Raw genomic sequence first — 23,623 nt, forward strand, 5'->3', positions numbered from 1 at the left:
CCGGAACCACCTGTAGCATCAACGCGATCTTGGATCAGATTCCGGCATTCGCCCGAGAAATCCATGACCATGAACGATGCTGCCCCGTAGAATCAGGTAGGCTTGCCCAAAGACGGTCCAACGAGTGCATGCAGACAACTCTTCACTCTTCACCTATACAGGCTTATCTTGACGGGGAAACACGGCAGTATGGATGTCCGATGAGCGATTCGATCACGTCACGGTCGACAGGGGCGACGTCACTCGGATCGCCACCAGCACGCACACGGTCGATCTCTTCCAACACGATCCCATCAGTGTGCCTATCCAGAGTCAAAGTGCGGCAGATCAACCAGCACATGACCAAGGAAACGGAAACCCATCCGAACATCAACACGGCCAAGGCCGCCCTGGCGCTTTGCGGTTGCCAGGGGCGCCTGGAATCGAAGCCCGCCCACATAAGAATCATGCCTACAAGGATGTTCGACAACCCTGAGCACGTCTGTCGAAGACAGGCTTGAATTCCCGAGTAGGTGGCAGGACGATAACGCCCGGTCATGACTTGATCTACATCTGAAATATAGGGGAACATCGCCCAAGGAAGAAATCCGTACAAAGAACGGAACACGAAAAAGAGCAAGGATCCCATGACCGCAAGGAGCGTCCATGATGATTCCGACAGTCTGACCGACATTGCGACGGCCACGAAATCAAAACCAATGAGCCGAGAGCGCCAGCGAAACCCGCGCCGTACAGCGGCTTGGGGGCCCATGCGTGAAAGCAGGGTGTTAAACAACGGCATCAAAGGCAAACATATGACTCCTGATGAAAGCAGAAGAGACGCAAAAGCGGCGGTGCGGTTCCAGTCATAGACCACGAAGAACACAAACACCTGTCCGAATACGTCACCTGAAATCTGGATGAGCAGATAAACGGAAAGATGCTTGCGAAAGACGGAAAGCCTCAGCGTACTCGCCTATTCGCCAATCGCTTTGGAAACGCCACGCACCATAAGAGGTAACGATGCGAACCTGCCGTAACCACCAGACTGGCTCCCCCTGCCACCCGCCGCAGAAGACGCTTGGATACCCTTCATGCCGTCACCGTCATCAGACGAATATCGTGCGAAACCAGCCTCCTCATGCGTCATTTCCCAAGTGGATCGCCAGCAGATGAACACCGCCGCCGAAAAAAACATTACGGTCGTGACAGCAAGAATCATGTACCCTTGGGGACGGCGATCGCCGAAGACCTTAAGAACGACGCCGCTGGCAAGCAATATCACCGTGCCGGCGAGTGACGATATCGTCAACCGTGTGGTTGAAAGGAGGTTGCGCTCGTTGAAATTACGTGTCATTTCACCCGCAAGAGGATTATATGCGGCGGCAAAGAGCTGTGCCAAGACGATCCAGAATACATAGGTCAGAAAATAGAGAGGAACCGGGATGCCGGGAATCCACATCAGAGCACCGAGCAGAACAAGCGGTGCAACGACGAGCAGGACAAGACGCCTCCTGCCAAATCGTCGGCCTATGCAAAAACGGTAAAGATTGTCGTCCAATACCACGAAGCATAGGGCGACAATCGCACTGACGAGTGTGCTCAAACCGATGAACGTCTGTGCGGTGGCGATCGACATGCCACAGAAGCGCGTCCAAAACAGGTTATGATAAGTCCCGATAAACGTCATTTGTCCGCCGCTGAAGAAATCCCCACCCCGTATCCGATTGCTGAATGTACGATCACTTGACGCTTGACAGTAATTTTACCAGTTGTCTTCCAGGAAACCTCAAAGGGGTCCGCCTTTCGTTTACCGTACCTTCGAAAAGCCGGTGAAGCGGGAACGATACCGCATTTTTATACACCTGCCCAAAATCGTCATCATCTTTGATATGCGTATTGGCTCACACACCTATGTCTATTAATCCTCCAAGGAGACCGGCTGAATGATATCCTTCGACTGCACCTTGGAAATGAAACCCGGAAAACCGGATTCCTGTGACCGGTTCCGCGACATTAGCCGATGTACCCATCAGCGGCTTGCAGACGCTCATATTCAGCTCGGGTAAGCGACAGTACACCGCCATGCTTCGTATGGGCTCGCATATGGAAATCATCGATGTCCATGTACGAGAACCCACGGTCCGGGTCGGAACTGATCATTGGCCGATATCCAATGGAAGGTATCACATCCACATATAAATAGACGGCGGAATCACTGTGCGACGCGAAGAGAGCCGGGCCTTCCACCCCGCCGGGATCGCCGTTCTCGGTCCAGTCAGCGCCGATGTTCTCTTGAAGCAGTGTCCATTGTGCCTGAGGAAGCCACCAACGTGGGTCGTCAGTGGCATCAAGCCAGATGTTCGCGTGAGGCCCATTGTCCTTCGTGGCTCGGTACGTACGCTTGACCCCTGTGGGTGACGTGAGCTGAAGCATCGTAGTATCGATGGTGTCGTGGCCGCGATCGATGAAGATGCCACCGAAAACGAACGTGTCCTGAGTGAAATCGGTCGTCACTCCCCAGAGCACACGGTCATACACATTGGGATCCTCATGTAGGCAATCGACATTCGCGAATACTTTGCTCGACCAATAGAGAACGAACGCGCCGCGACCGCCGCCATGCCCTTGCGGATAATAATCCGGAACCCACGTGGCTTCCGGAGCCCAGGCCATGCCCAGCTGCGCATGCGAGCCATCACCTCTGGCTGATACGTCAAGCGAGCTGGCCTGCCCCCAGTGCACCATGTCATCGGACTGCCAGACGATGAGATTCGTACTGCCGTGATGGGAGAATGAATTCCAATCCGTATTACAATCAGAACCACCACCATTACCGAAAACACGCAAATCAGTCGCTATTATGTAAACACGTCCGGTCTGCGGATTACGGACCAGGTAGGGGTCTCGGACACCGGATGTACCCAGCCGTGAGGTAAGCACCGGCTCTCCCCCATTGAGTGGTTTCCAGCTGTTCGGCTTGTCACCGTCCGAAAGATCCAGATAGATTCGCTCCGCATAATTATCGGGATCTTCGATGAAATGAATCAGCAGATAGCCATATGGCCTTTCATCTTGCATAAATCCTCTTTATTCCATAAATCAGATGACCCCTCATCGCTTGGGCCAATGTACCAATGAGTAAATCTTCCATTAAGATCAGTTATCTGCATATGTATGCGCTGCCATAAAGCCGTAGTTTGCCAAATCATTAATTCCCATTCATCACAAACACATATTATTTAGTAAATAATGATGGCCTATAAGGCAACAACAACATATGCAGATAACTACGTTATATCGTATTTATTTCAGTCACGGGCTACTTGCGGTTATCGAGCCTGTGCACCATCTCGCTCAATTCAAGCTCATGCTCGAACTGACGAGGCTCCGTGCGCTCGTCGATTGTGGAAAGTTCCACTCCGGCAATGCGGGCGAAGTCCTCCCAAGCCTCACGACCAACGGAAGTTGTCATGCAGGTGTGGTGGGACCCGCCGGCGCGCAGCCAGCATTCGGCAGCGATCTTGAGGCTCGGGCGCGGCTCCCACAGCGCGCGGGCGCAAGGCAGCTTCTCCAAGCTTCCCTCAGGTTCGACCACATCCACTACATCCATCAACAGACGGAAGCGCTCACGCATATCGGCCATGGAGACCACCACGGCGCCCTTGTGAGGGGCGGCGGTGAAGACCAGACGCGCGGGATCGGATTTGCCGCCGATACCGAGCGGGTGAATCTCCAGACGCGGCTTGGCGATGGTGCCGATGGAGGGCGATACCTCTAGCATGTGCGAACCCATGTCCATCTCATGCCCAGAGACGAAGTTGTAGGAGTAATCCTCCATGAGGCTTGCCCCGCCTTCAAGGCCGTAGCCCATCACATTGCCGACGCGCACCAGCATCGAGGTCTTCCAATCGCCTTCAGCAGAGAAGCCGAAACCATACTCGCTCGGCATACGCTGTGCAGCGACGCCGGGAAGCTGGGGCAACGTAGCGAGATCCTCGAAGTTATCCACGCAGGCGGTCGCACCGTTGTCCCTCATCATGTTGACCATGGCAGCCTCCTCACGAGCCTGCACTTTAAGCTCATCCAGACGCGCGTCAAGCAGCTCGGGAACCACATCGTACTTGGCCTTGTAATCCTCGATGATGTCGTCGATCTGAGCGTCGCCGACCTTTTCGTAATAGCCGACCAGCTCGTTGACGGCCCAGGTGTTGACCTGGGTGCCGAAGACTCGCTCGGCCTCGGTCTTATCGCCCTCGGTGACCGCCACGTTGCGCATGTTGTCGCCCCAACGCATGACCTTCATGTTCTGAGCTTCGCTCCAGCCTGTGCAGGCACGCGCCCAAGTGCCGATGCGTTCGCAGACTTCCGGATCGCTATAGTGCCCGACCACGATCTTGCGCGGGATGCCGAGACGGGAGACGATGTAGCCGAACTCGCGGTCGCCATGCGCGGCCTGGTTGAGGTTCATGAAGTCCATGTCGATGGTGCTCCACGGAATCTCCTTGTGGAACTGCGTGTTAAGCTGCAGCAACGGCTTGGTGAGCACCTGAAGCCCACGAATCCACATCTTGGCCGGAGAGAACGTATGCATCCATGCGATGACGCCGATGCAGCTCGGGTCGGCGCTGGCGCCGGTCATGAACTCCTTGACCCCGTCGGACGACTTCAGCGTGGGCTTGAGCACAAGCCTGACCGGAATCTTCCCCGTGGCGTTGAGCGAGTCAACGATCTGCGTGGATTGCTCAGCCACCTGGCGCAGGGTGTCTTCGCCATAGAGATCTTGTGAGCCGACGGCAAACCAGATTGTCTTGCCTTCATATGGATTTTCGAATGTCATATTGACTTCCTTTGCATGGTTGTTTGTTTGGACGATACATCAGAACCGCTGGAACTCAGCGTTCCAAAGATATGGATTCTATGGCTGCCCGCTCGATTGGCAGGCTCTTCTCGAACTGCTCGAAGAATGCTTGGAATCCCTCCACATCCTTCGGATCAGGCTGTTCGGTGGTGGATTGCGCATCCTTGAAGACACAGCTTTCCAAATAGTCCTCAAGCGGCATGTCGGCATGACCGAGATAGTCGGCCAGGACGGCCATCCCCCATGCCCCGCCTTCCGCAGCCGTTGACATGACTGTGATCGGCGCGTTGAACGCGCCTGCGAGAATCTTCTGAGCGACTCTAGGTGTCTTGAAGATGCCGCCATGCCCGACCATCGAGGTGACTTTCACGTCCTCCTGCCGCGTCATGATGTTCATCCCGATCGTCACCGGGCAGAAGGCGCCGAAAAGCTGCGCGCGCATGAAGTTCGCCAGGTTCATCCTCGACTCCGGGCCCCGGGCGAAGACGGGGCGGCCTTCTTCAAGACCTGCCAGGAACTCGCCCGAGTAGAAGCAGTAGTTGAGCAGCCCGCCGGCATCCGGATCGGCCTGCGGACCGATGGCGGCGTTGAACAGCGCTGAATACAGCTCGCCTCCGCCAACCTTCACGCCGAGCGCGTCGGCGAAGTCAGAGAACACCGATACCCATGCGTTGAGGTCGGAGGTGAAGTTGTTCGCGTGGCTCATTCCTGCGGCCTCGCCTGCCGGAGTGGACACCAGATCGATTTCCGGGTGGAACTTGGCGAGGCTGTGGTCAAGAACGACCGTGGCGAAAATCGAGGTGCCGGCCGATACGTTGCCGGTACCTACGCGCACTGAATTCGTCGCTATCATGCCGGTTCCAGCATCACCCTCCGGAGGGGCCACAGCGATGCCCGCTTGCAGGACGCCACTGGGGTCAAGCAGCTTCGCCCCAGCCTCGGTGAGCGTCCCCGCATCCTGCCCCGCCACAAGAACCTGCGGAAGCAAATCGGTGAGCTTCCATGGCTGAGCCTTGGATTCCTCAAGCTCATCGAACTGAGCAATGAACCGTTTGTTCCAATCATGGGTCTTAGGATCGATGGGGAACATTCCGGATGCATCCCCCACCCCAAGCACCTTGCGCCCGGTGAGCTTCCAATGTACGTAGCCGGCAAGAGTCGTGAAGTACGCCACACTAGGCACGTGCTCTTCGCCGTCCAGCATGCACTGATACAGGTGGGCGATGGACCACCGTTCCGGGATGTTGTATTGGAAGAGCTCTGATAACTTCTCATGGGCCTCATGCGTATTGGTGTTGCGCCAGGTGCGGAAGGGGACCAGAAGTTCACCGTCCTTGTCGAAGGCGAGATAGCCGTGCATCATCGCGGAGAACCCTATGGCTCCGGTGGTGGCCAGCGGCTGGCCGTAACGCTCTTCTACATCCGCCGCGAGCGCGGCATACGCGCTTTGCAGGCCCGTCCATATATCGTCGAGCGAGTAGGTCCACAGACCGTCCTCGAGCCTGTTCTCCCAGCCATAGTCGCCCGAGGCCAGAGTCTCATAGGTCTGGGAATCTATAAGCACCGCCTTGATACGAGTCGAACCGAACTCTATGCCCAGGCTCGTCCTGCCTGAGGAGATACTGCCTGCTTGCGTACTTCGTTCCATTCCGGTTGCCTTCGCCACCATCACGGGTTCCGCCTTTCTACGTCCACCATGACGCACATCACTGTTGTGAGCGCTAACATTCCTTGGGTATATTGTACCCACAGAGTCCTATTGGCACAACCTCCGCGTGGCTTAGACGAATTTGCGCTTACGCACGCCGAACACCAGAACGTCAAGCCCACCGAGGTGGAACTCCCCGGCGAACATGACGATACAAAAGCACTGATCGTAAGTCGTCAACGCGGGTCTATGGCAAACCAGAGCACTCCGTGTGCCGGCACCGTGCCGCGAATCATCCTATCGGCACCGGAGCCGTCAAGACGTGCCGCAGCCCCCGAAGCACCATCAACCACGTCAGCAAACAAATCCGTAAGCTTGTAATCGGTCCGAGCATTCTCAATGCCCACAAACGTCTGTAATTCGATGGCCTCGTCTATCTCATGAGCCTCACTGCCAGTCCAGAACACGGCTCCGTAATAACCATCTTGATGCGCACTGACCGTACCGTCACCCCAATCAGCCGCACGGGCGCTCCATATAATCAAATCGCCAAGATAGGAGTCAGGGTGATCAGGACCATCACGATAGATTCGCTCACGCCCTACTTCACGGTTATCCACACTGCCCGCGCCCACCTCTCTGAGGACTGGATTCGCAAGCAACGCCACAGTTTCAGGTGTGCTCGTGGGCAGATCGCCACCCACCATCAGGGGCGAACGACCCATGCACCACAAGGCCATCAAGGTGCGGCGCTCCTCAACAGTCAGTTTGCAGTCACGTGAGTCACCGTTGTGGGCGCGAACGCCGATGTGCCCCAACGGCAGCATGTCCGCATCAGCCCAATGTCCATTGGTCTGGAATGGCGCCCAACGCGAAAGCCTGACGAACTGCTGGTACACATCGTCCCAGCGATCCCATAAATCATCGGATATCCGCCACATCTGTGCGTTCTTGCGCAGGAAGTCGACATGCGTGGTGCTGTTCCAGGTTCCCGGCGAAAGCGACAGCACGATTTGCGTGCCGTATTTGGCTTCGGCCTTAACGATGGCCTTATGATACGCTGCGATTTCGGCGCTGTAGAATGGCGCCTGCATGTCATCGACCTTCAGGAAGTCCACCCCCCAGCTGGCGAAAAGATCGACCTGCGCGTCGTACCACGCCTGAGCCGCGGGATGGCTTTGGTTGATGCCGAAATTATCGGGGTTCCAGCGGCAGACATGCTCCCTGTCCGCGATGTCGGCCGCCGTATATCCCTCGGCGCCTTTCACTGGCAGATGCCGTTCCACGGCCAAACGAGGGACTCCGCGCATCATGTGCAGACCGAGTTTCAAACCCATGTCATGCAAACGCTGCGCCAAGGAGGCGAAGCCGTTGCCGTCGGAGGCGCTTGGGAACCGTCCCGGGTCGGGAAGCTGACGCCCGTATTCGTCGAGCAGCAACGGAGCGCCGTCGTTGTAATGGTGCGCACTCGCTGTGGGGTCATACCAATCGATGTCGATGACCACGGTGTCCCATCCGAAACGAAGCAGATGTTCGGCCATGAATTCCGCGTTGGACAGCACCTCGGCCTCCGTCACCGAGCTTCCATACGAATCCCAACTATTCCAACCCATAGGCGGTTTTGCCGCGGAAAAACAACCATTATCATCTCTCATTGCATTACCTCGTTGACGATGGGGTGCGCATAATTCCATGTTGAATCGCACAATACAGTATCTAGCATATACAAGGCCCATCAACAAATAAAGGTGTCTGCAACCGGTGCATGACCGGAGCAGACACCCTGCAGATATTGTTCCGAAAGCCTTACTTCATGCCGGTCATGGCGATTCCTTCGACGAACCGCTTCTGAATAAAGAAGAACACGATCACTAGGGGCAGTGCGGATACCAACGCACCGGCCATCACCACGCCGTAGGGAGTGACGGACGAACCATGCCCGGTAAGCATGGCCAACCCGGCTGTGATGGTTCGCGTCTCAGGCTTCGAGGTCATGATGAGCGGCCAAAGAAGGTCGTTCCAGTTACCCATGAGATTGAACATGCCGACCGTAAGAATGGCAGGAACCGCGTTCGGCAGAATGATTTGAAGGAAGATACGGAACTCTCCCGCACCGTCGATGCGGGCGGCTGCGTCGAGGTCCTTCGGAATGGAAACGAAGAACTGACGCAACAGGAAGATACCCCCCACATCGGCCATGCGAGGGATGATGATGCCCCAGTAGCTGTTGACCAAGCCCATATTCGCAAGAAGCTTGTATACGGGGATAAGCAGCGCCATGGCCGGAATCATCATCGTCGCGATGAGAATGTTCAGGATGACGCCTCGTCCCTTAAACTCAATACGAGAAAGGCCATAAGCAGCCAAGGAATCAAAGAACACCGAGATGATAGTGACCGCACCAGCGAAGACCAGTGTGTTCAGCATCTCCCTGGCAATCGGCAGACGCTGGAACAAGGATGTGTAGTTCGACAGCGTGAAGGCGCTCGGAATCAATTTCGGTGGCCAGGTCTCCGTGATCGCGTTCGGGGTGAAGGAAACGAAAATCACGACCAAGAGCGGGAACACCATGATGACGGTGATGATGATCAGGGCCGCATATGTCCCGAAAAGTCCGAAGCGCCGACGGAATCGAGCTTTTCGGCGCAGCTTGTCGTTGAATTCGCCCTCAGCCGACTGAGTCGAGGCGGCCGCCGATGCTTGAGATGTTAACGTTGCGGTGCTCATGCGAGTTCCTCCCTTTCATGCTTGGCGTTGCTCAACAACTGTGCCAACCCGACGATCAATGTCATGATCAGCAGCACATAGGAAAGCGCCGAAGCGTAACCAAGTTTGCCGTTTCCGAAGGCCTCGGTATAGATACGGTACACAATGGTCTCCGTAGCCCGGTCCGGACCTCCGGATGTCATGATGAACACCTGGTCGAACACCTGGAAGGAGCCGATAAGACCGAAGATGATGATGTAGTTGAACGTAGGCCGAAGGGCAGGTACGGTGATGTAACGGAACTTCTGCCACCAGTTCACCCCGTCCAGCGCCGCGGCCTCGTAGAGCTCCTGCGAGATGCCCTGCAGACCGGCTAGGAAGATGACCATGAAGTAGCCGAAATTCTTCCAGACCGTGATAAGCACGATGGTGATCATGGCCGTTGAGGTGCTGCCCAGAAGGTCCATATGCATGACACCGGTGAGCTTGCCAACCCAGTAGGGCACAAGACCAAGGGAAGGCGAGAGGATGAAGTCCCATGCGATGGAAGCCACGGTCATCGAAATCACGAAAGGCAGGAACATGGCGCTGCGGAAGAAACCGACGAACTTCAGGTCCTTGCGGTTGAGCAGAAGTGCAAAGAACAACGCGACGATGACCACGAGCGGAGCATAGAGCACCGCGTAGATGAGCGTATTCTTCACATCAGTCCAGAAGTCAGCGTTGGTGAATAATTTGACATAATTGTCAAACCCGACGAACCTACCTGGACGAATGATCCTGTCTGAGGTCAGCGATGTAATGAACGTCTTAATCGCAGGATAAAAAACGAATATAGCGAGAACAATCAGCGCCGGTCCCACAAATATCATGCCGAGGAAAAAATTATGTCTGGATAAGGCTTTCTTGTTTTCCTCGATGCTCAGAGCCCCAGAACTCCTTTTAGAATGCTTCTTTGCCATGAATCCCTCCCCATGCTGGCCGTTTTACCTGCAGCCGGCCAGGTATGCACATGAACATACCCGGCCAGCAGTCAGTGTCGCCATTGACAACAGCGACAAGCCTTTTATTTATCAGTCCTGTGAAGCCTGCTCTTTGAGATAGCCTTCAAGCTTTTTGTTCGCGGTCTCCAACAGCTGCGAGATGTCGGTGTCCTTGCGGACCGTGTTGTTCGACAGGGAATCGACGGTCGCGCTGATATCACCGAACCCGCCTTTGAGACCGGCAATGGCGATGTAGGAATGATCTGTGTTCTTCGCGATCTTGGCGATGAGTGGACGCTTGGCAAGATCAGCCTCAGTGACCTGCGTGTTGTTCGGCGGATAAGCCGAGCCGAGGGACCATTCGATCTGCTTGTCCTTGGAGTTGTAGTACTTCATGAACTCGTAGATGCCCTTCTTCTTCGGGGAGTTACCCACCTGCGAAGTGACCCACCAGTACAACCCGGTCGAACCGGTATTGGAACCCTTAGTGCCGTCAGGATAGACATAGGTACCATTGCCATCAGGAACAGGGAACAGGTCATGATCGATATGCTTGTCGGTAGCCGCTTGATCTTCCCAAGGACCGACGATGGCCATCGCAGACTGTCCAGACTCGAAGGATTCACGGGCTTTAGTATCGTCCATGCCCTTAATGGAATAACCACCCTTATAGAAGTCGCGCATCTTCTCGAGGAACGCCTTGTTCTCCGGGGAGTTGAGCGAGGCCTTGCCGTCTACGGTGTAGACGCCAGTGCCGTTGCCCTTGAGGAAGGTGGCCCAGCCATAGTCCGGAAGCGCAATGCCATACTGCTTGCCTGGAATGGTCAGCTTTTTGGCGGTCTCAAGCAGCTCATCCCAGGTCTTGGGATAGTCGTTCTCCGTCAAACCGGCAGCCTGCCACATCTTGGTGTTGTACCATACGGCCGTAGGCGCATAGCCCATGGGCACCGCACACTTTTCCTCCTTGCCGTCGATCTTGTAAGTGATCTGCTTGACGACGTTGGGGATGTAGTTCTTGGTCTCGTATTGCGGATCGCTATAGAAATCGGAGACGCACTGGAACGTGCCGTCGATGGACCAGCCCTGACCATTGTCAGCACCGGTGGTGACGATATCCGGACCATCTCCTGAAGTCACCTTGGTGACCATCGTTTCGCCGATGGTGCTCCAAGGCTGCAGCTGAGCGTCGATTTCATACTTATTCTGGGACTTGTTGAAGTCCTTGACGATCTTTTCCAACGTTTTGCCATCGGCTTCAGAGAAGCCATGCCACATGGTGATCTTAACCTTGCCATCAGCCGTCTTCGCTTCCTTGGAACCATTGGCACCATTGGAGCCGCACCCGGCGAGGCCCATGCTGGCGGCCAACACGAGAGCCATGCTCGCCACCAGAGTCTTCTTGATTTTCATGGAATCTCTCCTCTTTTTCCTATTATGCTGAATGTGCTATCGTTGCCAAGCGGACAAACACTGTCCGGTCTAACGTTCAGCCATCACATCGACTTTAAACACCGATGCTAAAGCCCAACATCCTTTCATTTGCAACGATGTAATTTATGTTATAGCACTATTTCTATCGTTGTACAAATTAGACACGCACTTTTATTGCCTATTTCGCATCATCTCCTCCGTCTGGAGGCAAAATATCCACCGTGACCGGAGTCCATCGCGTGTCCGGCTGAGGTACGCCAAAGTCCGGCGTACCGTCAGCCTTCCAATTCACGACGCCGACACGAGCATGACGGTTCGGGTCGAAGAGCGGATCGCCTTCGATATGCGTGTAGTTTCGCGCATGGTAGACCATCAGATCTTGTTGCCCGTCTTCCGATTTCGTGAAGGAGTTATGTCCGGGACCATACTGCCCATTCGCCTGGCAGGTTTTGAAGACCGGCACCGGGCTCTTCGTCCAGCTGGCAGGGTCGAGCAGGTCACTGCCCCGGCTGGCCGTAAGCAGCCCTACGGCATATGGGACACCAGTACCGGAGGCCGAATAGGTAAGGAACACCTTGTCGGCGTGCAGCAGGAAAGCAGGCCCTTCGTTCACAAGGAAATCGATGCATTCCCAGTCATACTCCGGACGGCTGAGCATCACAGGCTCGCTCGCAAGCGTCCACGGATCGCTCATCCTGGCGATGTAGAGATTCGAGTTGCCTTCTATGGCAGGGTCCTTCTGCGCCCAGACCAGATACTGCACACCGTCGATGACTTCGGTGGTGGCGTCAAGGGAGAACGAGTCAATGGGCGTCTCTATGCGCCCCTTCTCTGTCCAGTTGCCACTCATGGGATCCGCATCCGCGTTCTCGAGCACGTACATGCGGTGCGTTGGGAGTCCGGAGGCTTCGAAGTCGGTCTGGGCTGCGGCGAAGTAGATGTACCATTTCCCCGACACCTTGTGCAGTTCAGGCGCCCAGATGTATTTGCTCATTGGACCTGAATCATGCCTATGCCAGATGGTGACCTCCGGAGCCTTCTGCAGGTCGTCGATCCGTTTCGCGGACCGGATGCCGATGGTGTCGTAGCGCGGGTCCGAACTCGTGAAGTAGTATGTGTCACCATCCTTCAGCACCCACGGATCGGCACGTTGCAGCACTATCGGGTTCTCATACTCAGCCATCATAACCTCTGCTTCTTGAGTAATTTATAACGTTGAATATATCAAATTTACATCGTTATAACAAATTACGGCGTTCCTTCAGGGAATCCAAACGAATCCACAACGAACCGCTTGCAACCTCCTCCGCCCCAAACTTCCGACTCGACATTTGGCGCTTGCGAGTTTAGGCGCCAAACGGAAACGACACCGCTTCCCTACTTCACAGAAGCGGCAAAGCGGCGCCAACCGACGATTCATTCCCTTACCGCCCAGAAGGCCGTTTCACCTCCATGCTGCTTCGCGTCCGGACCGGCGTTCCTGAAAGCATCACCGCCCAGACCAGTGAAGAAAAGCCTCTTGCGCCCGGTCTCGTCGTACTGCTCGTTGACCCTGGCCTTGTATTTTCCATGCAAGTGGGACTGTGCAGGTGCCGTTGCCACGTCAAGACTCACCTCGGTGCCGTCGACGGACCAGCTGCCCGAAACCCCCTCCCCGCTCAGGCTGCCATCGCCCTTGAGTTCAACGGTCTGTGCCTGGTACACCGCCTTGCTGCTTGCGTCACCACCGGAATAGAAAGTAGTCGGGTTATGCACGACGAACCCGTATCTACCCTTGATCTGCCCCGTGGTATACCCCGGTTTGCCGAGCAGCTGCCCGGATTTCTCATACGGGGCCATGACTAGCCAACCGTTGGCGTCAACCATCGGCGTGACCCGTACCTGGTGCTCCTCCTTGTCACCCGAATCGCGCACGAACCTGGTATGGTACACGTTGTAGATGATGCCATCCGAATCCTTAAGCAACGAATTACCTCCCTGAGCGGCCAGAACCGTCTGCATGCCGGGCTCGCTGTACGAGCTGTCGATCCGCAGCCCTCGGTTGAAGGCCAGATTCGTGTCCACATGGCGCGTATAGATTGCGGCGTTGCCGTTCTGATCGAGGTAGGGACCGGTGATGGACTTGGAGCGGAACTCTCGCATCTGATAGCCGCCTCCCTGCTGCAAAGCGCCGTAGGAGAGCATCATGTACCAGTATTCACCGTTCTTGACGAGGGCCGTTCCCTCACCGGAATTGCCGTGGCCGCCAGCCAGCTTGTGGCCGTAGTACGCATCGGAGACGTTCTCCTTGGTGGGATAGGTGGTCTTGTAATCACGCAGACCGGTGGACGGGTCGAGCTTAAGCATCCAGATGCCGCCGAACCAGCTGCCGAACGCCATCCACATATCGTCCCCGTCGTACTTGACGCAGGCATCGATGGCATTGATCTCCGTATCCTGGGTATCGAAGTAGCGGGTGAGGTCGGCACCGCTGCCCAGCACCCTGGGGACGTCCGTCTTGTCCGCATCGCCATTACCGAAACCAGAGAAGACCACAGGGCCCACGTACGTCCAGTCTCCTTCGATGTTGTCGGCGGTCAGCAGGACGATCACCGACTTGTAGTTGTCTCCATTGGCGGAAAGGTACATGCACCATTTCCTCATGGTTTTGTTCCAGATCACCTCCGGAGCCCACATGTTGCCCCTTACGTCCGGATTGGACGGCTGCTTGGGCCAGGCGTTCCAGATCGGACCGAGCAGGGTCTCGTAGTCCTGGGTCAGGTTGTTGCTGAAATAGCTCCAATGCTGAAGGTCGTCGCTCTTGGCGAAGGCCCTATGCGTGCCGAAAATGTAGTATTTTCCATTCGCCTTGACCACGGACGGGTCGTGCGAACTTACGCGTGAATGGGTCAATTTATCTCCTTGCAAAGCGGATTCGATAGTGTCTTTCGCAACGAAACCACCAACGGCGAGCAAAACCACCAGCAGTGCAGCGATTGCGACAATCAGTGGTTTGTGTGAACCTCTTCTACGAGGTGCATGACCAGCGGAAACGACGGCTTCGGATGAATTCACATTTATGGCTTTCGAATTCAGGGAATCTTCATTACATCGTTGTATATCTGGCATATCATCCTTTCGTCCATGCAACGATTGATTGACAGAAACAACATATCAATTGTCTATTCGTACAGCGCATAACCCTCTACCGTCTGCGCTGTCGCAAACGTCCTTCTTTGACTATATTTACAACGTTATAGTAGCCGACACGCCGGAACCGTCTGCAAATCCATATTTTATTCGTTTCGTATCTTCAGCTGCGCAAAACACGATATAGTTGTATAAGAGGGAATGAATGTCCCCATATCAGCGCGCATAAAAACATAGGAGTTGTTTATGTCATTTTTACATCGTTGTATATCGAATTCTAGAAAAGGTGAATCAGTCAACCCTCCATGCATATCGCGTAGCCTCAACAAGGCCATGGCCGCACTAGCCGCCATGTGCGCCCTTGGCGTCATGACGGCTGGGGTACCTGCGAGCGCAAACCCCGCTTCAGTCCGTACCATAGGCATCACCGCGCAAGATCTGCCGAATGCAATCGTGGATTACGACTTCACCGACGTTGAGAACGGATCCACTAGCGTCAACAACAAAGCAAGAGGATCCACACTTGGCGAAGCGAAGATTCAAAACATCGCGAATGAGAGCACGAAGGGCACCTTCAAGAACGGAGCCCTGCAGATGGATGGCAACGTCTACGTCAAACTGCCTGACGACATCCTTAAAAACAAGGCATCCGTCACAGTTTCAACCCAAGTGAAGAACGACACCTTCAACAACGGGGGCCCTTGGACCTACCTGTGGGCATTAGGCAGTACGGGACAAACAGGCACCGGCTCATGGGCAGCCTCCACCCATACCTCGCTTTACACATCCATCACCTCCAAGGGCAATGGGGAAGGTGAGACTTTCTTCCCGGCCAGCGAGAACCTATCATTCGACGACTTCCAGACCCTCACCGCCACTGTGGATGGAACGACCAACCTGGTGAAGCTTTACCTCAACGGGCGGCAAGTGGGCCAGTCGAAGGCCACCACCAATCCTTCGAAATTCAAGAACCAGACGAACGATGTCATCGGCAACTCCCGCTACCCGGGAGTGGGGGACGCGCTCTTCCACGGCGCCATCAAAAACTTCGCCGTATACGATGGAGCACTCAGCCAGGAGCAGATCGCACAGACACTGCCCAAAGATCAGGTGAGCGATCTTCTCCTGCACCAGGCAGCCGACATACAAGTACCGACCGGTGCATGTAAGGACTTCACGTTGCCCTCCACTACCGACAATGCTTCAGTCAGCTGGCAATCCAGCAATGCGGCTGCGATCAGTCTCAATGCCAACCAAGCACACGTGACGTTGCCAATGAGCGACACCGACGTGACCTTGACTGCCACGCTGAGCCCAAATGCAGGGATCCCCGTACCTGAAACTCCGGTGACCAAGACCTTCACCGTCCGCGTCCCCAAAGCCGTATCCACCGACACACTGCGCAAGCTCATCGCCGACGCGGTGAAAATTGAGAGCCCCGATAACATCCGGGGCAACATCCTGCTGCCGGCCACGCTTTCACTCAGCCAATATGGAGTGAGCGCCAAAGTGGTTTGGACTTCCTCGGATACCAAGACGCTCAAGATTCTTCCCTTAAGCAAAGGCGCCACAAACTACGAGACAGAAGTAAACCGCCCGACCGGGAAGAAAGCTCAGGCCGTGGAGCTGACGGCCACGGTCACCGACGATGGCCACAGCGATGCAACAGTGGCGCACGATTCCCTCGTAAATCCGGTGACGCGCGTCATCCCATCCACCGTACAACCACTCAGTGCGGGCAACGACACCACGCACTCCCGCATCAGCTCGCACGACCCATCGATCGTGAAGACGAACGGCAAATATTACATCTTCGGCTCGCACCGCGCTTTCGCGCGCAGCACCGACCTGCAGCACTGGGAGTATTTCCACAACAACCTCACCGACGACTACGAAAACGTGCTTCATGACATCTGGCAATCCTGGCCCAAGCAGGAGAGCAACCCTGACGTGGCCGGCAACATGTGGGCTCCCGAGGTGATCTGGAACAAGACCATGAACAAGTGGTGCATGTACCTGTCCATCAATGGTGGAGGTGCGCATCAGAAGACCCTCATGGCACTGCTCACGGCAGATGACATCGAGGGAGACTGGACGGTGGTAGGTCCGGTCATCTACTCCGGATTCGAACCAAGCAACGTCGGCCAGACCGATGTGCCGAGGGTACTCGGCTCGAACGCCGATATCTCTCGCTACCAGAGTCTGTGGAACACCGGCATCAACGCCATAGACGCCAGCGTGAAGTACGACGAGCACGGCGACCTGTGGATGGCCTTGGGAAGCTGGTTCGGCGGCATCTGGATGATCAAGCTCGACCCGGCTACCGGCCTGCGCGACTACAACACCACCTACGAAACCACACCGAACGTCTCCGATGCCTACTACGGCCATAAGCTGGCAGGGGGCTTCGGCAATTCCGGTGAAGGGGTGGCGCTGACTCACGCCGGCGACTACTGGTACATGACGCTCTCCTACGGCGGGCTCACCCAAGGCGGCGGCTACCAGATGCGCGAGTTCCGCTCCAGGAACATCTACGGACCCTACACCGACCAGAACGGCAACTCGGCGGTCTACACACAGCACGTGACCAGCGACCTGGCCTTCAACCGCGGCCTGCGCATCGACAGTTCCTACGTCCTGCCGGGCAGCGAGAATGCCAAGACCGCGCAGGGAGGCAATGCCTTCCTCACCGACGACGACGGATCAATCTACAATATCTACCACACACGCTTCGTGAAAGCCGGCGGCGCCGGGGTAAACCTTGAGGAGCATCAGGTCCGCGTAACCCCGATGGTTCTTTCTCCCGACGGTTGGCTGGTCATGGCGCCGTTCGAGAAATCAGGTTCCCTGGCCTCACAGCCTTACACCACCGCTCAGGTGGCGGGCAAATACAGCCTGGTGGTGCACAACCCAATCAAGTTCTACGCCGGAGGCGACGAAAACAGCGACGGCATCTACCATGCCATCACCGTCCAGCTCAATACCGACGGCTCGTTGGGCGCAGACGCAACGGGCACCTGGACACTGGACGGTGGGGCGCAAAGCCTCACCCGCGCGGCTTCCGGGACGGCAGTGACACTCAACGTCACATCAGCGGCGGGCACGTCGTTGCTGCACGGCGTTTACCGAGCCACACTCGGCGAGCAGACCGATGAAAGCGGCAAGCCAACCTTGTTCATGACCGGCGACGGCGGCGACGTATTCACCGATGACGGGCCGGACGCCACCTCACACGGAGGCAGCGCGGCTTTCTGGGCGGTGCAGGAGTTGGAAAATCCAATCACTCCACCAACGCCAAATCAGGATCAGAAACCGAATCCGAATCAGAATCAGAAACCGAATCCGAATCCGAAACCTAATCCAAACCAGGAACAGACACAGAAGCTCGAAGCTGACAAAGGGTTGTCGCACACCGGCACGACAGTAGTTGCAGTCATCGGCGTTGCGGCATTGCTTGCGGCCTTCGCCTCTGCGATGAGCATGGCCGTTACAAAAGAGCGGCATAGCACCACACAACGCTAGCGGTTGATACACAAAGATTGCGGGTGCCAGCCACAAAACCGGTACCCGCACCTTATGCTGAAGTCTCAGCACTATCCGATAGTACGAAACACTGCAGGACTCATCAGGGCACAAAACACGAGACCGTTCATCCTACTTTTTATTCCAAAGGCTTGGTGGAACCGCGCACCACGAGCGCAGATGAGACCTTACGGAACACATGCCTGCCGGGCCCAACGCCCAGTACGTCGGTCTTACCGTCGATACGGTCGCGCAGCACACGCACCGAAAGACGAGCAACAGCCTCAAGTCCAGGAGCGATGCTGCTCAGCGGGGGCGAAAGGTACTGCGAATCATCGGAGTTGTCGAAACCGATAACAGAGATATCGTCCGGCACCTTGAGCCCACGCATCTGGATGGCGTGCATGGCGCCAGAGGCGAGCATGTCGTTGAGCGCGACCACGCCGTCCGGCCGCGCGTCCCCGTCGAGCAACTCGTTCATTGCGTTCACGCCGTCGACGCGGTGCCACATGCCTGCGGGAGCCACCAATCGCTCATCGAATTCAATCCCATTCTCCTCCAAGGCCTCACGGTAGCCTTGGAAGCGCAAACCTGCCGAACCGACCTTCTCACCAGGGTGCACGCCCAGCACGGCGACGCGCCTACAACCGCTCTGGATGAGGTAGGATGTAGCACGTTTGGCACCTTCCACATTCTCAGTGGCCACATGGTCGACCGTATTGGTGAAGATGCGTTCACCGATGAGCACCAGCGGGTAGTCCACCTTCAGTTGGTCCACATCTTCCTGCCCCAGCTCCAACGGACTGAAGATCACCCCGTCGAACAGGTTCTGCCGGCTGCCATGCAAGGCATCGATTTCACCTTCTCTGGAGTACAACGTAGGCTCCACTATCACGTGAAGCCCCAGTTTCTTTGCTTCACCGATAACCAACGACGAAAGTTGGGCGAAGTAGGGCAACTGCAGATCGGGGATAACAAGCGAAATCACACCGGTCTGGCCCAATCGTAAGTTACGTGCCGACACGTTGACCACATAGCCCAGCTTTTCGATGGCCGTATTGACCTTACGCCGAGTGGCCTCGGAAACATGCTCATAATCATTAACGACGTTCGATACCGTTTTGACAGATACGCCAGCCGCTTGAGCCACTTCACGCATGGTTACGGATTTGGTCGCTCCATCCAGCGATTTCGCAAGGCCACCGCCGTTGCTGCTCTTTGTTTTCATATTCGCCCCATTCATGCACAATGTATGTAAATGCTTTCTCGAGCTCGACCTTAAATGTTTTACATCATTGTAACTTCTACTCTCACCGAAGGCGTTAAGAACGAAATCCCTTTTTCACGCTCACCTGACGGCAGCATACCGCCAGCCTCATGGCGAGCAGACACCCATGTGCCATAGCTGCAGTGATTCAAAACTGTATTCTGTATTATGCAAAAACATGAACCGGACTCGCGTTTCCACCGCTAAAGCAAGACATCCGGCTTCCAACCGTCGTATGTCGTTGTAAAGCACCGACCTGCAACGCGGATTACCCAGCCAACACAAAAACCGAATTCCAAGATCACACAAACCCGCGCCGAACCCCACACATATATCGGCGAACGGGCACGACTCCGATTCGTCAGCATTGTCACACGCCGTACGACTCTCACCCACCGATTTACCTATTTCCATGATGCCTTTGTTTCCGGTTCCGTTAGTTCCACGTTTCCACAATGGACCTGATGCACCAGCCTCCCACCATCGAATCATTGGCGGCATCATTAATGTACACCGTGAATCCAAAACTCAATCAGCGTCAAGAAACACACGCATCTCCCCCAAACCCCGGTTGGCCCATGCGAAGTAAGGGATCAGGGTGACTGTCACAGGCTCGCGCCTTACCGGTGCCCATCGGTAATATAACGGCTGGTGCCGGTTCGAGCGGTAGGGATGTGCATCCGACACCTGACGCCAGGCACGTACACGGAGTTTTACCATTTGGCGGACACACTCATCGACCTGTCCGATCCCGTCCTCTCCGAACCCTTCCGAACCTGCCTTGAAGGCAAAAGCCTCCGCCTGTGCCTGGATGGTCCCATCCGAGGTATCGACATGAAGTTCATGCAACCTCGACCCATTGTCACTTTCCTCGGCACAATAGACGATCGGCCCTCTCAAAAATGCGACCTTACCGGCGTCCTCGTTCACCCGACCGTCGGCCATGAGGGGAATCACCGGCATGGCAAAGTCAAGCCTCACGACATCGCACTCGTGCCATTCGCCGGTAAGATACAGATATCCATCACGCACCTCTCGCCTTATCCGTGAGGTCACGGGTCGCCCCGCCGCATCCACAACACCGACCCCGGCAGCCGCTTGGTCCCGACCGCCGGCCCAAGCGGGAAGATGGAAGGCAAGAGTGAAGTCATGAGAACCACGATACCCAGGCGAATCCTTCCGAAACCTCGGCTTGTCCACATCATCTGAAGCTATATGCACCTTGGCCTTGGCCGAACCGGACCAGGGTTGTTCGCTCTGCATCTCAAGGCATATATTCGAGAAGGCATCGGAATCGGCATGGGTCAACGCAAAACGCACTTCCCCACCAATGTATAGATGAACAAACAAGGTGCTTCCATCATCTCCAAGGGTGTAGGCATAACTCTGCACCGACTGGACGAGTCTGGCGATGTTGGGTGGACAACAGGCGCAGCCGAACCACTTACGGCGTAAGGGAGATACATGGGCAAAGCGGGAATCATGGTTGAGATATGTCTGAGGCCGTACCTCCAACGGATTCACATAGAAGAAGCTTTTGCCGTCCAAAGCTATGCCCGCCAACACGGTGTTGTATAGCGCCAGTTCCATGACGTCGGCGTATTCTCCCTTGGGTTCCAGCTGCAACATGCGCCGAGCAAGGAACACCAAAGATACGGCCGCACAGGTCTCGCTATAAGCCAAGTCGTTCGGCAAATCATAGTCGTATGAAAAAGACTCACCCACCGCCGTCGAACCCATACCACCGGTTATGTAAAGTTTATGATCGACGATGCTGCGCCAAAGCGCCCGTACGGCATTCCCCAGTTCGTCATCTTGCGTAAGACGGGCGATGTCAGCGATGCCGGAATATAGATAACCTGCACGTACCGCGTGACCTACGGCTTCATTCTGCGTGGCCACCGGCCTGTGCGCCTGATAATAGGCATAAGGCTCAGGCCAATCCTTGTTAGGTTCGTATGGGACGCCGTCAAATGCCGCCCGCTTGCGATCCTCCTGTTCAAAATACAAGGGGGCGCTTCCTCGTTGGTGTATGAAATACGAGGCCAGCTTCAAATAACGCGGCTCACCGGTTACCTCATAAAGTCGAGCTAAGCCCATTTCAGCGATCTCATGTCCAGGATACCCATGAATCCGTCCCGGCTCAGTCCCGAAGACGGACCCCACATAATCAGCGAAGCGTTCGGCTGCACGCAGCAGCTTGTCTTTACCGGTTCCCTCATAATATGCAACGGCGCCTTCAATAAGGTGCCCCATGCAATACAACTCGTGATGGTCCTTCAGATTAGTGAAGTGCCGGTCCATTCCACCCAGGATGTAGAACGTATCGAGGTACCCGTTGGGCAGCTGTGCGGCGCAAACCACGTCTATTGCTGTATCCGCAGTAGCTTCCAGCTGCGCATCAGGGTGGTGCGCCAACGAATAACCGACAGCCTCGATCCACTTCGAGAAATCGGTGTCTTGAAAAACAAAACCGTAGAACCGATCGGGATCGGGGTTTTTCGGATCATCAGGAAGCACATCGAAGCCACGGTCCGTATACCTAGGGGCCTCGAACCGGCCGCCATTACCCTCGACCTCACTGCGCCGCTGGTTCAGTCTTGCGGCTGCTCGGAAGTTGTGCATGCAATAGCTCGGATCGGCACCAGGAACCTGGTCGTTGAGGACACGCCACTGATACGGTAGCACGACAGATCTCACCAGCTCCTGCTCCGCAGACCAGAACCGTCCAGTGACCGATGCCGAACAAATATCAATCGGATGACTTGTGACCGGCCCACGATGTCCACTTACAGCTTCTTTGCCCATGTGAGGAATGCCTCCGGATTCAGATTTCTAACGTTAGAATAATACAATATCCGAATTACATTCAAATATGAGCCGCATTTGCAACCAGAATCAATTGCGCGACACCGGGCCAAGGGAACGACGCTGCATGATTTCGCACGAAATCAGACCGGCTCCGTGCGCCGATTCCTGGAACGAAGTCTGCCCAGTGACGCCAAGCAGACGAAGCACCTCCTGCATGGCCGCCGCACCCAAGCGATCAAAATCAGGCCGCACCGTCGTCAACGGCGGCATCATGTTGTCCATGCCTGCCATATCATCGAAGCCAACGACGCTCACATCTTGAGGGACCCGTAACCCGTGCTCACGCAACGTCCGATATACGCCGACGGCCTGTGCGTCGTTGGCGGTGATGACGGCGGTGGGACGATTCTGCCCCGACTGCCCCAATCGTTCCAGCTCCCGGTTCATCAGCGAATACGCCTCACCGGCCTCCCAAGATCGCGCCTGTATTATCCGGGTATCGATGGAATGCAATGCAGAGACCTTTCGCCAGGCGGCCAAGCGCGTCACCGCATCACGCCACTGAACCGGCCCTGCAAGGTACCACACCGATCGGTGTCCGAATTTGGCGACCAACTCGGCCACTCGCTCCATGGCACCCCATTGGTCGAGGCCAACGATGGCCGTACGCTGGCGATCCTCATCGCTCATCATCCTTCCGGCCTGCCCCATGCCCAATTGCCCGTGCGTGGAGGTGACCAACACGCGAGGCTCGCTCAACCTCGCCTTGCAAGCCGCGGAAAACATGACATCGGTAGGTGCCAGCATCACGAAAGCATCTACGTTCTGGTCTTCGAAGGTGCGGCACAATTCCTCGAACTCACCCTGTGTACAAAGGGCCTCATGGATGAGCGACACGGTCACGAAAAGACCATGTCTCCGCGCGAGCTCCTCGATGGAAGCCAGAGTCGAAACCGGTCCGAAGAAATGCTGTCCTCCTGCAATCAGTCCGATGGTGTGGGATCGCTTTGAAGCCAATGTCCTAGCGGAATTGCTCGGCCGGTAGCCCAGATCGTCGATAACCTGCTGGACTCGCGCACGGGTGGACGCGGATACATGCGGCGAATCGTTGATGACGCGGGAAACCGTCTGATGACTGACACCGGCCAGCTTCGCCACCTCGAACATCGAGGGAGACCTGTCGGCCTTATGACTCGCATCGATGCCCATGCCGCCTCCTGTCGTTTCGCACGTCAGCACATACTCACATATTACTATCCCAAGAACAAACCCCGGCCGGACTCCAA

15 protein-coding genes are annotated in these 23,623 nt (G+C 55.9%); 1 reads left to right on the top strand and 14 read right to left on the bottom strand.

The genetic code is table 11. The features are described 5' to 3' along the window. Positions 1–163: 163 nt before the first annotated feature. The 11 genes from BBOMB_RS07590 to BBOMB_RS04440 all read right to left on the bottom strand — a co-directional run bounded on the left by BBOMB_RS07590 (position 164) and on the right by BBOMB_RS04440 (position 14,500). A complete protein-coding gene (locus BBOMB_RS07590; protein ID WP_081867293.1) occupies positions 164–946 on the bottom strand; it encodes an MFS transporter in 783 nt (260 codons plus the stop codon). A gap of 9 nt (positions 947–955) precedes the next feature. Further along, positions 956–1,669, bottom strand: a complete 714-nt coding sequence (locus BBOMB_RS07595) for an MFS transporter (RefSeq protein ID WP_081867294.1) — start codon at positions 1,667–1,669, stop codon at positions 956–958. 326 nt (positions 1,670–1,995) lie between these two features. Beyond that, positions 1,996–3,060, bottom strand: a complete 1,065-nt coding sequence (locus BBOMB_RS04400; protein ID WP_044087004.1) for a glycoside hydrolase family 43 protein — start codon at positions 3,058–3,060, stop codon at positions 1,996–1,998. A 241-nt stretch (positions 3,061–3,301) separates the two neighbouring features. Continuing rightward, positions 3,302–4,819: an L-arabinose isomerase gene (gene araA, locus BBOMB_RS04405; protein WP_044087003.1), complete on the bottom strand. Its 1,518-nt coding sequence runs from the start codon at positions 4,817–4,819 to the stop codon at positions 3,302–3,304. 55 nt (positions 4,820–4,874) lie between these two features. Beyond that, entirely contained in the window at positions 4,875–6,488 is a 1,614-nt protein-coding gene (locus tag BBOMB_RS04410) for a xylulokinase (protein WP_081867398.1), read from the bottom strand. A 236-nt stretch (positions 6,489–6,724) separates the two neighbouring features. Continuing rightward, positions 6,725–8,101, bottom strand: a complete 1,377-nt coding sequence (locus BBOMB_RS04415; protein ID WP_044087253.1) for a glycoside hydrolase family 27 protein — start codon at positions 8,099–8,101, stop codon at positions 6,725–6,727. 193 nt (positions 8,102–8,294) lie between these two features. Then, the gene (locus BBOMB_RS04420) at positions 8,295–9,215 is read right to left on the bottom strand and encodes a carbohydrate ABC transporter permease (protein ID WP_044086999.1); all 921 of its coding nucleotides are present in this window, start codon (positions 9,213–9,215) and stop codon (positions 8,295–8,297) included. Beyond that, the gene (locus BBOMB_RS04425; RefSeq protein ID WP_044086998.1) at positions 9,212–10,156 is read right to left on the bottom strand and encodes a carbohydrate ABC transporter permease; all 945 of its coding nucleotides are present in this window, start codon (positions 10,154–10,156) and stop codon (positions 9,212–9,214) included. Before BBOMB_RS04425 ends, BBOMB_RS04420 begins: the two co-directional genes overlap by 4 nt. Positions 10,157–10,267: 111 nt before the next feature. Beyond that, the gene (locus BBOMB_RS04430; RefSeq protein WP_044086997.1) at positions 10,268–11,587 is read right to left on the bottom strand and encodes an ABC transporter substrate-binding protein; all 1,320 of its coding nucleotides are present in this window, start codon (positions 11,585–11,587) and stop codon (positions 10,268–10,270) included. A 199-nt stretch (positions 11,588–11,786) separates the two neighbouring features. Then, on the bottom strand, positions 11,787–12,791 hold the full coding sequence (locus tag BBOMB_RS04435; RefSeq protein ID WP_044087252.1) for a glycoside hydrolase family 43 protein: 1,005 nt from the start codon (positions 12,789–12,791) through the stop codon (positions 11,787–11,789). Positions 12,792–13,024: 233 nt separating this feature from the next. After that, positions 13,025–14,500 (bottom strand): family 43 glycosylhydrolase, encoded by a 1,476-nt coding sequence (locus tag BBOMB_RS04440; RefSeq protein WP_238549885.1) that lies wholly within the window; start codon positions 14,498–14,500, stop codon positions 13,025–13,027. 483 nt (positions 14,501–14,983) lie between these two features. On the opposite strand from BBOMB_RS04440, the gene BBOMB_RS07600 reads away from it, so the two are divergent. Continuing rightward, entirely contained in the window at positions 14,984–18,259 is a 3,276-nt protein-coding gene (locus BBOMB_RS07600) for a family 43 glycosylhydrolase (protein WP_081867295.1), read from the top strand. 139 nt (positions 18,260–18,398) lie between these two features. Here BBOMB_RS07600 and BBOMB_RS04450 read toward each other — a convergent pair whose 3' ends face one another. The 3 genes from BBOMB_RS04450 to BBOMB_RS04460 all read right to left on the bottom strand — a co-directional run bounded on the left by BBOMB_RS04450 (position 18,399) and on the right by BBOMB_RS04460 (position 23,540). Then, entirely contained in the window at positions 18,399–19,418 is a 1,020-nt protein-coding gene (locus BBOMB_RS04450; RefSeq protein WP_044087245.1) for a LacI family DNA-binding transcriptional regulator, read from the bottom strand. A gap of 636 nt (positions 19,419–20,054) precedes the next feature. After that, a complete protein-coding gene (locus BBOMB_RS04455; RefSeq protein WP_044086996.1) occupies positions 20,055–22,334 on the bottom strand; it encodes a glycoside hydrolase family 127 protein in 2,280 nt (759 codons plus the stop codon). A 90-nt stretch (positions 22,335–22,424) separates the two neighbouring features. Beyond that, the gene (locus BBOMB_RS04460) at positions 22,425–23,540 is read right to left on the bottom strand and encodes a LacI family DNA-binding transcriptional regulator (protein ID WP_414133073.1); all 1,116 of its coding nucleotides are present in this window, start codon (positions 23,538–23,540) and stop codon (positions 22,425–22,427) included. Between the last annotated feature and the right edge of the window lie 83 nt (positions 23,541–23,623).

This window comes from Bifidobacterium bombi DSM 19703, assembly GCF_000737845.1.
In the GTDB taxonomy this organism is placed as follows: domain Bacteria; phylum Actinomycetota; class Actinomycetes; order Actinomycetales; family Bifidobacteriaceae; genus Bifidobacterium; species Bifidobacterium bombi.